The 17,739-nt window shown below is 39.3% G+C and carries 10 protein-coding genes and 2 pseudogenes; 8 read left to right on the forward strand and 4 right to left on the reverse strand.

The window, feature by feature from the left end:
* Window positions 1-40 precede the first annotated feature (40 nt).
* From BFO_RS13455 to BFO_RS13485, 7 genes and pseudogenes are all read left to right on the forward strand, one after another.
* Complete coding sequence (locus BFO_RS13455; protein ID WP_244262925.1) at window positions 41-817, forward strand: DUF4007 family protein; 777 nt, start codon at window positions 41-43, stop codon at window positions 815-817.
* A complete protein-coding gene (locus BFO_RS13460) occupies window positions 814-4,023 on the forward strand; it encodes a hypothetical protein (RefSeq protein ID WP_014226342.1) in 3,210 nt (1,069 codons plus the stop codon). Before BFO_RS13455 ends, BFO_RS13460 begins: the two co-directional genes overlap by 4 nt.
* Complete coding sequence (locus tag BFO_RS13465) at window positions 4,020-5,126, forward strand: adenine nucleotide alpha hydrolase family protein (protein WP_014226343.1); 1,107 nt, start codon at window positions 4,020-4,022, stop codon at window positions 5,124-5,126. Before BFO_RS13460 ends, BFO_RS13465 begins: the two co-directional genes overlap by 4 nt.
* Window positions 5,127-7,398 (forward strand): annotated as a pseudogene (locus BFO_RS14290) (DEAD/DEAH box helicase family protein).
* A gap of 6 nt (window positions 7,399-7,404) precedes the next feature.
* Complete coding sequence (locus tag BFO_RS13475; RefSeq protein WP_014226344.1) at window positions 7,405-7,638, forward strand: hypothetical protein; 234 nt, start codon at window positions 7,405-7,407, stop codon at window positions 7,636-7,638.
* Window positions 7,639-7,649: 11 nt separating this feature from the next.
* The gene (locus BFO_RS13480; RefSeq protein WP_244262926.1) at window positions 7,650-9,788 is read left to right on the forward strand and encodes an AAA family ATPase; all 2,139 of its coding nucleotides are present in this window, start codon (window positions 7,650-7,652) and stop codon (window positions 9,786-9,788) included.
* A 7-nt stretch (window positions 9,789-9,795) separates the two neighbouring features.
* Window positions 9,796-10,368 carry a hypothetical protein gene (locus BFO_RS13485; protein ID WP_014226346.1) on the forward strand — a complete coding sequence of 191 codons (573 nt, stop codon included), beginning with the start codon at window positions 9,796-9,798 and terminating at the stop codon, window positions 10,366-10,368.
* Between the two features lie 734 nt (window positions 10,369-11,102).
* Here the strand turns inward: BFO_RS13485 and BFO_RS13490 are convergent.
* The 3 genes from BFO_RS13490 to BFO_RS13500 are packed head-to-tail and all read right to left on the reverse strand — an operon-like array spanning window position 11,103 to window position 14,798.
* Complete coding sequence (locus BFO_RS13490; protein WP_014226347.1) at window positions 11,103-13,619, reverse strand: S8 family peptidase; 2,517 nt, start codon at window positions 13,617-13,619, stop codon at window positions 11,103-11,105.
* A gap of 5 nt (window positions 13,620-13,624) precedes the next feature.
* Window positions 13,625-14,578: an AAA family ATPase gene (locus tag BFO_RS13495; RefSeq protein ID WP_014226348.1), complete on the reverse strand. Its 954-nt coding sequence runs from the start codon at window positions 14,576-14,578 to the stop codon at window positions 13,625-13,627.
* A 1-nt stretch (window position 14,579) separates the two neighbouring features.
* The gene (locus BFO_RS13500; protein ID WP_014226349.1) at window positions 14,580-14,798 is read right to left on the reverse strand and encodes a helix-turn-helix domain-containing protein; all 219 of its coding nucleotides are present in this window, start codon (window positions 14,796-14,798) and stop codon (window positions 14,580-14,582) included.
* Window positions 14,799-15,187: 389 nt separating this feature from the next.
* Between BFO_RS13500 and BFO_RS13505 the strand changes: the two genes are divergently transcribed.
* Window positions 15,188-16,276 carry an IS5 family transposase gene (locus tag BFO_RS13505; RefSeq protein WP_394330007.1) on the forward strand — a complete coding sequence of 363 codons (1,089 nt, stop codon included), beginning with the start codon at window positions 15,188-15,190 and terminating at the stop codon, window positions 16,274-16,276.
* Between the two features lie 220 nt (window positions 16,277-16,496).
* Here the strand turns inward: BFO_RS13505 and BFO_RS14295 are convergent.
* A pseudogene (locus tag BFO_RS14295) lies at window positions 16,497-17,432 on the reverse strand (IS1595-like element ISTfo1 family transposase).
* Between the last annotated feature and the right edge of the window lie 307 nt (window positions 17,433-17,739).

Consider the following 17,739-nt stretch of genomic DNA (forward strand, 5'->3'; position numbering starts at 1 on the left):
TGCTTGCAAAAGTCTGTGGCTAAAAAAAGGCTACGACTTTGTGAAAGACGGTCATTCATTCAATGATGAAGATGCTGTTGTCGCTTTGGGCGTAGGCAAAAATATGGTCAGTTCCATCAGGTATTGGCTTCGGGCTTTCGGTCTGATTAACCAAGACAATGAAATATCGCCTTTGGCTGATTTCATTTTCGACACGGAAACAGGTTGCGACCCGTTTGTTGAAGACACCCAAACCCTTTGGCTTCTGCATTGGAATCTGATTTACACCAACTACGCAACCATTTACAGGCAGATTTTTCTCAATTTCCACAAAGAGCGAAAAGAGTTTTCCAAAGCGAACATCTTTGCTTTTCTGAAGCGTAAGAATCTCGACAAGGCATTCAGCGGCATTGTTTGGAACGACAACACCATCAACAAGGACATTGCAATGTTGTTGAGAATGTATGTTTCTCCCAACACCAACATCTACGAGGATTATTCCGCTATCTTACTCGATTTGAACCTAATCAAGCGTATCGAGAAAGATTTGTATGAGTTCAACTATCCCACGAAAGCGAAAATCAATCCTTTGATTTTCTTCTATGCCATTCACAAAATATCAGGTGGCAGTCAGGTTGTCGAGTTTGACAAAATGCTTGAACTTGCTCTTGTCTTTTGCCTGTCGCAAGGCGAACTATACGACATTTTCAGCCAATTGACAGCCATAAATTTCAACATAACATTCGACAATTCAGCTGGTGAACAACTGTTTGCTGTAAAGCAGGATTTCAACGAGTTGGAAATCTTGAATATGTATTATAAATCAAAAGAAAGATGAAGTTTTCAACATCGGTCAATATAGAACGTGATAGGGATAAGACCTTCAACTACATTGTAACAGCTAATGCCAAACAAACCATTGGCAAAATAGTTGATTCGTTCACCGCTGGAATACACTCCTTCTGCTTGATTGGCTCATACGGCACAGGAAAATCGAGTTTCCTGCTGGCTTTAATGCAATGTTTAAATGGAAATCTTCCAATTGATAATCCCTTAATCAGAAATAAAGGACAGTTCAACGGCTTTACAAAATTTCGTTTCATAAACATTGTCGGAGATTATACTCCTTTAATAGATTTGCTTTATCATCATATTCAACCCAATACAAGTAAAAGAGTTAATATTTTTACGGCATTGGATTGTTTATACGACAACTGCAAAGCAGATGATTCGCTCTTGGTATTCGTTATTGACGAATTTGGTAAAGTGCTTGAACACGCTGCAAAAAACAATCCAGAAAAGGAAATGTATTTCCTACAGCAATTCTGCGAGTATGTCAACGACACTGGTAAGGATATTCTTCTGCTTACCACACTGCATCAAGGTTTCAACGCATACGCAAAGGATTTGAAACTTGAACAAAAGCAGGAATGGACGAAAGTAAAAGGTCGTATTCAGGATATTGTTTTCAAAGAACCCATTGAGCAGTTGCTGAATCTCGCCGCCACAAAAATGGCAGCCAAACGCAAGGCTTCAAACAACAAAGCCATTCGCCAAATCGTAGATTTGGCTATTAAGTCGAAGTTTGCCAACGACAATCTGAAATCAGATGTCGTGTCGGCTCTATATCCGATGGATATTTTCGCCGCCTACATTCTTACGCAAGCCAATCAGCGTTACGGGCAGAACGAGAGATCTTTGTTCTCGTTTTTAGAGGCCACGGGCGATGATTCCATTGCCAATTTCTCTGCATCGAACAATTCTCTTTATAACCTTACAAATGTGTACGATTATGTTCAATACAATTTCCATTCGTCCTTGACCGAGGTAAACGCCGATTCAACAAATTGGTCGGCAATCAAAATTGCCATTGAGCGTGTTGAGGGGCTTCCGTTGGAAGAATCGGAAATTGAAACAGCCATCGGACTTGTCAAGGTTATTGGATTGCTCAACATTTTTGCCTCTTCAGCAACCAAAATAGATTCTGATTTCCTTGCTCAATATGCCCGATTGTCAATGGGGGTCAATGATATTCTGCCATTGATGGGCAAATTGGAAAAGGCTCAAATAATACGTTTTGCCAAATACAAATCGAAATACATTCTGTTTGAGGGTACTGATGTTGATATTGAAATGGGGCTTTACAACGCCTCACTCGAATGTAAGCGCACAGATGACTACATTGACAAGTTGAAGCAACTTTTTACATTCCGCATTTCAATCGCCAATGCTCATTACTACCGAACAGGAACGCCACGCTATTTTGAGTATCAGATAACAGATGAACCTATCACAAAAGTCCGTCAGGGTGAAAATGATGGCATTATTGATTTGATTTTTGCCAAAGACAACGGCTACTCCATCATAACAGACGAATGTTTGTCGCACAAAGGCATCGCCGTCGCCTATTGTGTTTTCAAGAATGCCCAAGAGATTATCGACCACATTTTTGAAATCGACAAACTGTATTGGGTGCGTGATTTCTACATCAAAGATGAAAACGACAAAGTGGCACACAAGGAAATCGAAAGCCTTATTGAATACGAGAAATCGCTGTTGAACAAGTCAGTAACCGACAGCCTTTTCTCTGACAATGTTCAGTGGGTTTTCAATGGCAAATGTATTGACTGCATTCGCTCACAAAAGGATCTGATGAAATTCCTTTCTGTCATTTCCGATACCATTTACAGTGCCACACCTGTCTTCAAAAATGAGTTAATCAACAAGCACCGTCCAAGCGGTACAATGTCGGTTGCCCGGCAGAACTATTTGAATGCTCTGCTTGAAAACAGAGAAAAGGAAGATATTGGCTTCGACAAGGACAAGTTTCCACCCGAAAAGTCTATCTATCTCACTATGATGAAAAGCACTGGAATCCACGTTTCCGCAGATAATACTTTCGGTTTCAGCGAACCAACCGAGCCATCGTTTATGCCGCTATGGAACTGTTGTATGGACTTTTTGAAATCGGCACAGCAGAAACAGCTCAAAATCGGCGAACTTGCTACCATACTTTCAGAACCGCCATACGGCATAAAGCAAGGCTTTATTGAATGTTGGCTTCCGTCATTCCTGATAATCAAGAAAGATGATTTTGCACTATACAGCGGCGATTCTTACGTTCCGTTCATCAACAAAGATGTTTTGGATTTACTCTACCGCAATCCAAACGGTTTGTCTGTAAAGTCGTTTAGTGTAAAAGGTGTTAAACAAATCTTTTTTGACAAATATCGTGAAGCTGTCAATTTGCAGAAATCGGAGTTAAATAGTAATGCTTTTATTGAAACTATTCGTCCGTTCCTTACGTTTTACAAGCAATTAAACACCTACGCTCAAACGACAAAAGATATTTCTTCGGAAACAAAAAAGTTTCGTGATGTTATTGCACAGGCGACCGACCCAGAAGCAACTTTCTTTGAGCATTTGCCCGAAGCGTTAGGATTTCGCGAAGTGGTTCTGACACAGAATTCCGAAGCAATTGACAGTTTCGTATCCGTCTTGCAAAATGCCATTCGGAATTTGAGAAGTTGCTACGATGATTATGTAAAATCAATCGAACAGCAGATTCTCAAAGCTCTAAAAATAAAAGAGACTGATTTTTCAGCATATAAGCCGATTATCGACAGCAGGTATAAATCCGTCAAGGTGGCTTTGATGCCTAACGATGTCAAGAATTTCCATTCCCGACTGACAGGCAACTTCGACAATCGTACAACGTGGATTGAATCAGTGTGCTATGCCGTTTTGAACAAGCCACTGGAAAAGATAAAAGACACCGAAAAGGCGTTTTTGCTCACTTCGTTACGCGATAAATTGTTCCAACTTGACGATTATGTTGAAATGCACAAAACTGACAATGAATCAATTCTCCGTCTGCATATTACCCAAAACAAAGAGGGTGCAATAACCAAACAGGTTGTTGTTCCGCAGGAAAGCATTCGGGAAGTCTGTCAGTTGGAAAAGAGAATTGAAGAATTGCTTTCTGCCGATAACACCGTCAATGTGGCGGCACTTATTAACCTGATAAAAAAGAAATTACAATGAATAAAGTCAGACACGTATTAGGCATATCAGGCGGCAAAGATAGTGCAGCATTGGCTATTTATCTGAAAGACAAATATCCAACGCTCGACATTGATTTCTATACTTGCGACACCAAATGCGAATTAGCTGAAACAGAGCAACTTGTTGAGCGATTGCGATCATATTTGGGCAAGATAATCACGCTTCAAGCCGCTAAAGACAGCCCCGAACCAACACCATTCGACCACCTTTTGAAAATCAACGGCGGTTTTCTGCCATCAGTTCAGCAGCGTTGGTGTACACAGAAAATGAAGTTAGCCGAATTTGAGAAATACGTAGGTAACGACATGGTGATTTCATACGTAGGTATTCGTGGCGATGAAGACCGTGATGGATATGTTTCTACGAAGCCTAATATTCAGTCCATTTTTCCGTTTCGAAGAAATATTTGGAGTTTAGATGTCATAAACAAGGTTTTAGGTAATGTCAGCATTGACAAGTTTAACGATTGCTACCGCTCTGTTGCCAACGATGATGTTTACGAGCAAGCACAGAAATTCATTATTGCACCACTGACAAAAGATTTCTTCTACTCGAAGAAACTCAATGCTTTGCTCGATGTTGATATAAAGACATTCAATCACGCCGTTTTCGCATTCCTCAAAGAATACACCGATTATCCTGTGGGCAAGTTGGATTCATTTCCCTTGCTTGATAACGAAGATGTACTTTGCAAAGAGGATATTTTAAGAGTACTGGAAGAAAGTGGAGTTGGGGTTCCCGCATATTACAACCTCATTGATTTTGAGGTTGACGGCAAAATCGGTCAATATTGCCGCAGTCGTTCAGGGTGCTATTTCTGTTTCTTCCAACAGAAAATAGAATGGATTTGGCTCTATGAGCAACACCCCGACCTGTTCAAAAAGGCAATGGAATACGAGAAAGATGGCTACACATGGATTCAAGGCGAACCACTTGAAAAACTGATTCGTCCCGAGCGTGTCCGCCAAATCAAACTCGACCACATAAAGAAAACAGAAGACTTGAAAGCAAAGAGCAAAAGCAAATTGCTGATAGATATGTTTGAAGATGATGAAATTAATTGTGCTAATTGTTTTATATAGATGCTAAAAGAGGTAACATTTCCGGCACACCGCCATTTTAAATCGCGGACAGAGTGGGAGCCGATAGGTTTCTTCTCTGACTGCCTTTGCAATGCCACACAGTTCGATTTGATGTTAGGCTTCTTTTCCTCGTCCGCAATCAATGTTTTGGCAGACGGGTTTCGCCTCTTTCCTCTACAATGGTGGTCGTATGAATCTGATTGTAAATGACATTCTTACCGAACAGGACAAAAACGCCATTGCCAACGGTGAACTTGATACACCAATTCCGTTTTTTGATATTACAGACATTGAGAAACTGAAAAACACACTTTCGGAGCGTGATGCTCACTTCTTCGATTGTCTTGCGTGGCTTATCCGTAACAATCGACTTGATATAAGAATCGTTGCCCCCAAAGACGGCATTGGCATTTCTCACACCAAAACAGGCGTTTTCAGCGATGGCGTGAATAAAGTTGGCTTCGATGGCTCTTGCAACTTTTCACGGTCGGCATTGATTGACAACATCGAAAGCCTTACGGCTTTCTGCGATTGGGACGGTAACCCTTCATCCGCTACAATAAACAAAATCAATGGCGAATTTGAACTTGTGTTCACAGGCAAAGATGAGAATGTTGTTTTTGTTCCGACCGACAAAGTGAAAACCCACATTGCCGAATCGTTCAAGAACAAGGAACTGAAAGATTTGCTTGAAGATGAGTACAAATTTATCCAACAGGATATTGCCGATAAATCATTGCCAAAATCTGTGATTAAGGCATTAGATAAAGCCAAAAACAAGGTTGAAATTGAGATAGAGAAAATCAAGAAGCAAGGCGAAGTCGTTGAACCAATTGATTTTGGCAAGCCTCGTTTCCCATACGAATCTGGTCCACGTGAATATCAGAAACAGGCATTCGATAATTGGAAGAATAACAAGCAGAAAGGCTTGTTTGCTATGGCAACAGGTACGGGCAAAACCATTACCTCGCTGAATTGTCTGCTTGAGATATACAATAAGTTAGGCTACTACAAAGCCATTATTCTTGTTCCAACCATTACACTTGTCGAACAATGGGAAATTGAATGTAAAAAGTTCAATTTCAGTACTATTATAAAAGTTTGCTCGAAGTATAACAATTGGAAATCGGCTGTTGTCAATCTGCGCTTGCTCGAAATGACAAACACCAACAATGATTTGTCATACATTATCATATCAACTTACGCTTCGTTTGTCCGTTCCAATGTTTTTATGGAATTGAACCAATTTCCCAAAAACAAACTTTTGCTTATCGCTGACGAGGCTCACAATATGGGCGGTGGTTTGATGGCTCAACGCCTTTCGGACATAAAATATTTGCGCCGCATTGGGCTTTCTGCTACACCCGAAAGGCAGTTTGACGATACGGGCAACCGCAAACTGATGGATTTCTTTGGCTGTGCCGACAGTTACACATTCGAGTATTCAATGGCTGAAGCCATTCAGAATGGTGATTTGTGCCGTTACTATTACTATCCGCACATTGTTCGTTTGACTGAAAACGAAATGGCTGAATACGTTGAACTTTCAAAAAAGATAGTCAAGATAATGGGCTTTCACGATGAGGAGAGCCAGGAACGTTTGAAAATGCTTTTGCTCAAACGCAAACGTATCATTCACAAAGCAGCAAACAAGTTGTCCGCTTTCAAACAGATTGTTCAGCAGCGAATGGAAGAAAGAGGCAGTTTGAAATACACTTTGGTCTACGTTCCCGAAGGTAACAAGCCCGACAATTTCGAGGCTGATATTTTCGACCAGTCCGACACCATCGCTTCCGACCTCGACACCGAACATTTGATAGACGATTTCACTCGCATTGTCCGTGATATGGATTCCCATATCATTGTCCGTCAGTTTACTTCCGAATCAACCGACCGCGACGCTATGCTCAAAGGCTTTGCCGATGGCAGTATTGATGTGCTTACCTCAATGAAATGTTTGGATGAAGGTGTTGATGTGCCGCGAAGCGAATTGGCTATTTTCTGTGCAAGCACAGGAAACCCACGCCAATTCATTCAACGCCGTGGTCGTGTCCTGCGAACACACAAAGACAAACGCTTCGCCATCATTCACGACCTCATCGTAATACCCGACAATGTGTTCGATGAAGAATGCTACGCTTTGGAAAAAAGCCTTGTGCAAAGCGAGTTGAGGCGTGTCCGTGATTTTGCCTTGTTGTCTGAAAACTTGAACGATACGATTTGCGAGTTGGACGATGTGCTGAACAAATATGTAATATCAATTTTCAAATAATAAATTATGGCTAAATATCTGACAAATAGCGACAGAGTGCTACAATCCGTACTGCAAAACGAGAAACTTGCAGAGGAGTATCCGTTTAATCCTTCTGATTATGAGACGGTTGATGAAGCACTTCAATCTGATAATTATTTGGTTTGCACTATTGCCAAAATCATCGAGGGCAAAAATGAAGACAAAACCGATAAGCAACTTTATAACGAAATCAATAACTACTTAAACGGAAAGATATGATACTCAAAAGCATGAACATCAAAAATTTTCGTAGTTATTACGGAGATAACACATTTGAGTTTGCCCAAGGTCTTACGCTGATTATCGGAGACAACGGAGATGGGAAAACCACTTTTTTCGAGGCATTGGAATGGTTGTTCGACACTGCCACTGAAAACAAGAGTGCCACAAACATCTCTGAAAAGAGAAAGTCAGAAATGGAAGTTGGCGATATTGATGAAGTTGTTGTTTCTCTGGTATTCGACCACGATGGTATTATTGAGATTGAAAAGAGTTTTAGTTTTGAGAAACAAACCGAAAATTCTGCCCGCACATTCGATTACAAATTTATCGGATATGAGGATAGAGGCTCTGAACGTTTGTCAAGAAATGGCAAGCAGTTATTGGAAGCGTGTTTCGATACTGCCATTCGCAAATATTGTTTGTTCAAAGGTGAAAGTCAATTGGATGTTTTCGACAATAACACAGCATTGAAAACATTGGTGGACACTTTTTCAAATATTCGTCAATTTGAAGATTATGTTGACCTTACCGAAAAATTTGAAAGAGATTCCGATGCGGTTGTAATAAAGGCTTTGAAACAGGACAAAGCCCAAACAAAAAAGGTTCAGCAGTTGGAATCTGACAAAATAAGGAACTTGAATGATATTCAAAACGTGAAAGATGATATTCGCACACAAGAACAAGCCATATCTGATTTCACATCGAGTTTGGAAAAATTAGAAGAAAACCAAGATGCTTGTGAAGCATATCAGGAGATAAAAAAGAGAATTGAAGCCAAACAAAATGAGGTTGCAACATACAAGGCTCGTACTTCGATTGATTACAATGCACAATTGTTAGATGATTATTGGATTTTGAGAGCCTTTCCAAGTGTCTTGAAGGAGTTTCAGAAAAAGGCATCGGCTATCAGTAGGGAGAAAAGAAAACTTGACAGAGCGGAAACAGAACGCCGTGCCATAGAGAAAGGAAAGCAAGAAATGGCCAACGCTCTTGCCAATGGTGCGACAAAACTTCCGTGGTACGTTCCCAATAAAGAAACCATGCAAGAAATGATTGACGATGAAATTTGCAAGGTTTGTAATCGTCCCGCACATAAAGGAACGCCTGAATATGAATTTATGGTCAATAAATTGAATGAATTTCTTGCCAATTCGCAAGCGAAAAGCAAAAGCGAGGAGGAAGAAAAGCCATATTTCCCAAACCACTATGTTGAGGAAATAGACAAAATTTCTAATCGGTTGGGAGGTTGGAACGAAAAGGAAATTGCTGAAATTGCCATAACTGTATATGATAGATTGGAACTGATACAAGCACATAAGCAACGTTTAGAACAAGCGATTAAGGATTTGCAAGAGGCAGAAGACGAGAAAGCAAGATTATTGATTCAAACGCAAGGCATTTCAGAGTCTTTCCTTGAAAAAGGATTCAAAGATTACAAAGGAATGTCCGAAAGAAAGAACAGGGCAGAAATCAGATTGACAGACTTAAACCGCCAACTTGCCGACCTCGAAAAAGAACGCAAGAGCATTTCCGATGCATTCAACGAAATCGCACCATCAAACAATGCAATAAAAAGAAGTCAGCTGATTCATCAAACGCTCAAACTCATTATGGAAGCCTTTGCCAAGGCAAAAGACAGAAATGTAAATGAGTTTTTGACAATGCTTGAAAACGAGACCAACAAATACTTTGAGTTGTTGAACGAAAATGATTTCCGAGGTCAGATACGCATTATAAAAAGAGCCGATGGCTCTGCCCGCATTCAATTGTATAGTTCCAACGGCACAGTGATTTCAAATCCTGGCGGTGCACAGCGAACCACAATGTATATGTCCGTTTTGTTTGCCATCTCAAACATTACGACAAGGAGAAGAGAGCAAGATTATCCTCTCATTTTTGATGCTCCGACATCATCGTTTGGTGAGTTCAAAGAAGATGTATTCTATAACATCATCGACAAACTTGACAAGCAGTGTATAATTGTTACGAAAGACTTGTTGGAAATTGATTATGCCACAAAAACAAAGAAACTGAATCAAGAGAAACTCAACCAACTCACTTGTGCGGTTTATCAAATTAGCAAAGCGGAAGGTTTTGACAAGGAAGATTTGTCAACAATTCAAACAATAATTGAACATATCAAATAAATAGGCTATGGCAACAGAGAAATTATATGATAAGTGGGCGGCTCGTAATCCGCAATGGGAAACAAAATACGAGGATTTGATAAAGACCTACTGCGATTATGGCAAGGGTGAAACATCTTTGCGTGAAGCCCGTGGAAAACTATTCGGTGCTGGTTACGAACTGTACATTGTGGCGTTTTTTATTGGCTTGTATGCCAACCAACGCCGTCCATTGATAGAAGATACCACAAAAAGAAAAGAATTTGGTTGGGCTATCGAAAATTGGGGCAACATAGAAAAACGATTGGGGCGTACACCTTACCCCAAAATCAGAGATTATATGTTTGCCGCCCTTATTGCTCGTTCCGATATAGATTTCATCGCATTGGATAAAGGAGATTTATCACTGCGCAAGGCGGTTGATATGCTGATGCAGTCAATGGAGGAATATGCAAATTATGGTTTTCACTTCATAAAGGAAAAGGGCGAAGATATTCCGAACTACTTCTATAAAGAAGATGCTTTCTTAGGAATATTTCTTCAATTTGATGCCTCTGTCGCTGAAAGTACAGACGAAGAAGAGCCTGAATCTTTGGATTAAATTGATGGAGTTTGCTTTACAAAGTACATTTGATACTCACTCATAACAGATTTGTTCTAATCTCCTTGTTCTTACATCTCGTATATCCTGCATCTTATACGTTTTTTCCGTCGGGGAAGTCTTTTTCGTTTCAGTGGCGTAAAAAAAGGAGGGCTTAGGACAAACAAGGTTTTACGGCGAGAATACTACCTGCAATGAAATGGAAGTGTGGAGATTGTCGTCGTAACGGCTTGCCGCTCCGACCTTTTTTGTCCGTGAAAGCCCAAAACTACCTTTGTCACTGACAACGAACAACCGAGCCCGACATGATATACGGGCATAAGTGGAGGATGTGCAGGGAGAGAAGCAGGACAAAACAAAAAACACAGTCTTTAAGGACTCATTTTATCATAAGAATAGAATACACAAAAACAAAAAGCTGCCCCAATGACGGCTTAAGGAAAAAATCAAGAGAGAAAATTCTTTTTTCTCACGATATACCTTTATCTTTGCAACAGGTTATTCGAGTTATGTAAAGCGTTGTATATCATTACGGAAGATAGGTCGCCCAATCATTACCTATAGCATTTTATAACTCATTAGGCATTGAATACCAATCATTTGAACCAAAATGATAGATTTTACGGAGACAGTTTTTCTCTATCCATATTTTGTGTCAACCCATATAATACAAGAACTGCGATTTATCGGGTAAGCCAATAATCATCTTTGTTTTTTAGGTTCCCACCTATTTATTAATCATTCGTTGAGATTTCTATGGGAATATTAACTACGGTTTCTATCTTTGCCTTAACGGTATTATAAAAATCTATATTTTCAACAGGGGTATCCAAAGATATAATCAAAGAATACCGCAGCTTATTGTTATATTGTTTCAAATTAGTACGTGTTTTCCACCAACCTCCAATTGGATAAACAACTATCAAGTTACATACTGCTAATTGAGCAGCTGTGAGGTTTAATTCGTCTGAATGTATTGATCCTTTATTTCTATTGTCCGAGCCAATTAACCATCTGGTAGAATCATTCCTTCCACGCTCTTCGTTTTCTTCGGCTTCAATCAATTTATTAATTCTTAATTGAAAAGCCCTTTGATCTTCATCTTCTTTATTTACATCAAAACGCAATCCGCATGACGCATATCTGTATTTATCTTTCCAACCGATTTCTCCAGGAGCTGGTTCAATAAAATATGATAAAGTTACTCGCATTGTAACATTTGTTTCTGCAAGTTGCTCTAAAACCTCACGAGGCCAAGGTAACTCAAAAAAGTGCATTTCATTTATTTTTGGAGAATTATCTCCTCGCTCCTTGATAAAGGGCTGTATTATTTCTTGGGCAACATACGTTAAACCATTTTCTGTACTATAAAATGCTCTTTCTTCTGATGGTACACCATAACCACAATGGCGCAATCTTCGTTCCATGTCTCCTCTATTTCTTACAGGGAATTGTATTTCCATAGATGAAGTCCATTTTGCAGAATGAACCATTATTCCACGAATGCTTTCTGCCCATAAATGAGGATACCGAGCCTGCAATTTACCTGCAAAATTTGCAGCTAACGCCGTTGCTGCACTTGTCGCATTAATAGTGTCAAAATAACTGCTTATTTGGTAATTTTTACTCGTTGTTATCAATTCTAAATCTTGATGAGAAGAAAATGGGAATTGAAGATCATTGGTTTTATATAAATTTCCTCCTTCAAACATAACTTCTGGCTTAATCAATGCACCTTTTTCCCATAGTGATGACGTTCGAGAAAAGGGACTAATTCCACCACTTGGCGCAACACGATCATAGTTTCTCAAATTAGGACTATCTATTGCTACAATATTGGTAAAGGCCCCAACAGTCAAACCATTCCAAGCTTGAGCAGGATTCTGTATTGGTCGAAGGCTATTTCTGTTTGGATAACCAGTAACAATTTCCTTATCCAAATTATTTATATCCCTAATATTACCAGCAGAAACCATAAAAAAGCGACCTGTATTGCCATTGTTGTACGCAATCGAGTCAACTGCTCCTGACCAAGATGTTGGCTTTCCTTGCTCACTATCTTCTGCCGTTATTGCCATGCAATAGCAAACGGTTTTGTGAGGGAATATAATTTCAGACGTCAAAACTGCTTGTTCTGTCAAAAATCCCCATGCTTCTTTGGGATTAGGAAGACCATGCGGATATAATTTAATTGAACCAACTTGGTTATCAATTTGTATTTTCTGGGTGCTGGCAAGGCAAGAAGACATATCGCCATAAATGACGGTTCCGCACATTCTTGTGCCATGCCCATCCCTATCCGCAAGACCCTCTCCAACGACAGAGCCACAATTTTTTTCTGGAATTATAGGTTCCAAAAGAGGATGTCCATTATTAACACCTGAATCTAATACACAAATGACGGAATTTGTATTTGGGTTAAATTGGACTCTATTATGTAAATCTTCCACCCATTCTTGTTGCTCATTTCTATACTCATCAAATAGAAATCCTGTCAATACACGTCCACTTCGCAATTCTGCTAATTGGTCTGAACATCCCAATAATTTAGTCAGAGCATCTATATTTGCATATACTAAAAATACAGTCCTTTCTGGAAATGTTAGAATTGAATCCTCTTTGAAGTGAATGTCGAGACTCTGAAGAGAATCTATAAATCTGTCATGTTGATTTACAATATCTTCTGTTACAGAAGTTCTTATCCAAACCTCATACCAATCATTGTGATCAGTTGGAAAATCTTCATATCTGTCAGTCCATAATGCTTTCAGGAGAGCTACATTAATATTTTCGATACTCCGGAAAAGAGTGTCATTTTTAGGTTTCCCATTACGTAACTCTTCCGTCGCATATTTATGTAGCTTTTCTAAAAGTCTATTTTCCTTTCCATGAGGAATATAGATAGTTGCAAAAGTCTGTTCCTGGTTATCTTCTGTTTTTACCTGTCGAATATTTAACAATCGGATACCAGCTTTTTGATCTTCTAAACTTTTTGATACTAAATCATAAGTGGGAGCACTTGCAAATTCGAGATAAATTCCACTTCTCGCAGGTAAGGAGATTGCTTCCATTTGTTGTTTGACATTTGTATCATCAACTCTGGCAGCATCAAATTTCCGTTGTAAATATTCTGCATGTGCTTGCCGATTGCGCACAGGTATAGAGAGACCGCCACCACCACTACCTCTGGGAGAATATTTAATAGCTTTTTTTATTGTTTCAGGGATAATAATATGCTCGTATTTATTCATATTTATTATTTTAAATTGTAAGCTGATTTTCTTTCTTGAATTGTCTTTGCAAGCAAATCTGTGGATATTTTAACATTATTTATTACAGATTCTTTAATTGCATCTAAGCATGCTTGATTTATTTCTGCATGACTTAAAGATTCTAACTCTGGCAAAATCGAATCAATATCTTTTTGTGAAAGTTTCCCATATAATCGGTTTTTAAGCAGTTGAACTTTTTCAAGTTCGCTTGGAAGATGATAATGAATTACATCATCAAAACGTCTAAATAATGCCTGATCTAACAATTCTAAATTGTTAGTTGCTGCAATAATTAAACTATCAGAATGGTCTCTTTCAATAAATTGTAAAAATGAGTTTAATACTCGACGCATTTCGCCCACGTCATTATCCTTACCTCGTTGTCCTCCGATTGCATCAAACTCATCGAAAAGATAAACGGCAGGAACATCTTCAATATAATCGAATATTTGCCGTAATTTAGCACTTGTTTCTCCCATGTATTTTGTTACTATTTTATCCATTAGTACTACATATATTGGCAAGTGCAATTCATTGGCAATTATTGATGCTGTCATAGTTTTTCCTGTACCAGGATGTCCCGAAAAAAGAATTTTTCGTCTGTTTTCAAGGTTATGCCTAAACAATTTATCTTTATAGGTAAATTCATTAATAATTCTTTCTATTCTATTTTTTACTTGCGGGGCAACAACTAAATCTGTTAAATGTTCCTGTGGATAAATTTCTAAGAATAAGCCTTGTAAATTAGAATCTATGTTTTTTAATTTAGGCTTATTGATTTTTGCAGCATCAATAATTTTTCGTATATCATTAGCTAAATTTGTATGTCCCAATTTAGCTTCATGAGCTGCAATTTGTAATGCAACAGTGTTAAATCTCTCGCTATTGTCTTCAAAGTGGCTCTTTACGAGCGTTTTTAATTGATTCGCTGTTGCCATATTATTGCTTATTTTTAATTTGTTCTATATCATCTTTTGAATATAGTAGTTCATTTACCTCTACATCAAGAATTGAAGCTATTTTGTATAGAGTTTCAAGGTTTGGCTGAGTCCTATTTTGCACATAAGAATTAACCATATTAAAACTCTTTCCTAATTGCTCCGCTAACCATTTCTGTTTAATGCCTTTATTGTCAAGCACAAGTTTTATCTTATTCATAGATCAAATAATTTACTCAATTTTTCAGTGCAAATATACAAAATAAATCGAGATGTTTATATCTCAGTCAGATAATTCTTTTGTGATTTTAAACCTATTTAAGCTCTTCTCCGCCTGCTTGAATATGGGAAGACTAATTTTGCTTGTGCCTATCTAACACATTTATCTTTCATTAAAATCTTAAGAGTTTTTAGTCTTCTTGCCCCTACAAAAACAATCAAAACAAAGTATAGATATTTTAACAACTACTTAAACATGATATGTTGTTTTTCGCTCAAAGAGAAGATTTATACCAATAAGAGACCATTGCACGGCATTTTGCGATATATTGGCTAGGATCACTTGTCTATATCACTGATATTTAGTATCTTTATACATAAAACAATAGTATAGATATGTCTACCAAACCAACTGAATCGACCCCAAGCTTTCTGCAAGTATACACTCAGGTTCGCAGAGATCGTATGAAACACTCTTTCCTACGTCAAATCAATGCCGGTGTTGATTGGCGTGGTATTCGCACACTGCTGAACAAGAAATATACTAAGACACAGAATGCCATAGGTAATCCCGCTTACGATGCCCTGTTGATGTTCAAGATTCTCCTGTTAGAGACCTGGTATGGTTTGAGTGACTACGAGGTTGAAGAACGTATCAACGACTCCTTGCTTTTCAGTGAATTCCTTGTTCTGGACGTTGGGTTCCCCTCCCCCGACCATAGCACGATCAGTCGTTTCCGTAGCGAACTCACCCGCTTGGGGATTATGGATAAACTCCTTCGGGAGCTGAACAAGCAGTTCAAGAAGCACGGCATCAGCCGTATTGATCAAGGTGCTATCGTTGATGCGAGCATTGTGGATAGTCCTTACGCCCCTGATGGTAGTGTAGTCATAGAAGTGGCCGAAGATCGAGAGGATACTCGTTCGGACAAAGCCCGTACACAGGAGGAGGCTTATCATTGTGAACTCAAGAGTGGTAAACCGGGCGTAGACTCGAAGGCTCGTTGGGTACACAAAGGCAGGCACTATCGGTATGGATACAGGAAGCACGTCTTGACGGACGAGCAGGGCTTGGTAGAAACAGTGCTCACGACCTCGGCTAATTGTTCAGACACGGTTGTATTACCTGAGTTGATCAAGAAGTCCAAGTTGCCAGGAGGAATCAGTGTTTTGGCTGACAAAGGCTATTGTAGCAAGAAGAATTCGGAGTATTTGGCCCGTCAGGGTTTGATAGATGGGATTATGCTCAAGGCTCATCGCGGTCAAGTCCTGAGTGAAAGTCAGAAACGATTCAATCGGATGATCAGTAAGACGCGCTGCTTGATAGAACGTACTTTCGGTAGTATTCGACGATGGTTCTGTGGCGGACGATGTCGCTATCGAGGGTTAGCCAAGACACATACCCAGAATATCCTTGAAGCTATGGCCTACAATCTCAAGCGTATGCCGGGGCTTCTTGTGCTTCAAGGCGCCAAATAGGCGTAAAACGACCGTCCCTGGAGGGCAATTGCCCTCCAGGGACGGGAAAGGGTGCTAATTCCTAAGCGGAAAAACAGACGAGAATGGTCAAAACACACCAAGAACAAGCGAGGAGAAAGAACACCCCCTTTGTGCAATGGTCTCAATAAAGATGACAGAATAATGTTGATAAGTTGCCTGCTTCGAGGTTTTGGAAATAACTCTATAAAAATCTTAATGATTATCCGTATTTATACCTAAACTCATTTTTATAGGTTACGCAAGCTACGAGCAATCTTCCAAAGAGGGCTTCTCCCCAGTATCTTCGATTAAACTTATAACAGAATTCATCGAGATAATTTTGTAAGAATTCGGGCTTGATGTCATGGAACGTATTTATCAACTGTCTCTTGGCATTGCTGATGGCGATATGAACCCAAGGCAAGGCTTCCCCCACCTTCTCTTTGGGAATCACCTGAGAGTTGTGTCTAGGTACAAAGTCTTTCAATTCCACATAAGAGGTAGAATGATCCGTGTCGATTTGATTAGCTCCGGAAGCTAACTGCTGAACCGCTGCATTAATGGTCTCTTTTTTCAAGTCATCGATTACTTTCATTTTCAAATAGCCGACTCTTCGTGGTTTTTGACCGGTTTTCGGAAATTCAACCATTTCACTTTCTGCCATTACTAAAACTTTGCTTTTCTTTTGACTGCCACGTCCACGCTTCAAGGGTTTATCTTTTTCCTCTTGACTCATCTCTGTGGAAAAATAACCCTCATCCAATTCTATACAACCTGCAAGGACATATTCATCATCTCTTTTACCCATGGCCTCGCGAAGTTTGTGAACCATATGCCAAATAGGATGATAACGATTATGTCCCAATTGACGTTGGATTTCTTTGGCCGAAAATGTCTTTTTCGTTGACGTGAGCAGATGCATGGCTATAAATCAATAACGAAAAGGAAGTTTCGATTTATGCATTACCGTTCCACTTTTTAGCGTGGTGCGCGTTTGGCAGTGTTTGCATTCATATTGCTCCTTGTCTTTTTTCCAATAATGATCCGTGCCTCCGCATTTGGAACAAACAACTCCTACTTGGTCGCGATATGCCTTAAACTTTTGCTTGCAGCTTTCTTCGTCTGGAAAGTGAGATAAAAAATCGATCAGTGTCATTGCCTTATTTTTTTTGCAAAGATAATTATTTCTGGGCAAATATACGGATATTCATTAAAATCTTTCTTTAAATATAGACATAAAAAACAGATTACTCTTCGAATGAATGTATCTACCCCCAATTGATACAGCTCTTGAACTCAGAAATGGGATCCAAAACATGGATAAATTTCTACTGCTTTGAGAGACCACCCCAAAGCATCGCCAGGCCACTACCAGCTATGCTATATGAATAATAGTAGAAGCTGCATAAGAAGAACAATAAACCATATCAAAGAAATTCTGTATGTTTCTAACTGTGAAAGAA

This window comes from Tannerella forsythia 92A2 (assembly GCF_000238215.1).
GTDB classification, from domain to species: domain Bacteria; phylum Bacteroidota; class Bacteroidia; order Bacteroidales; family Tannerellaceae; genus Tannerella; species Tannerella forsythia.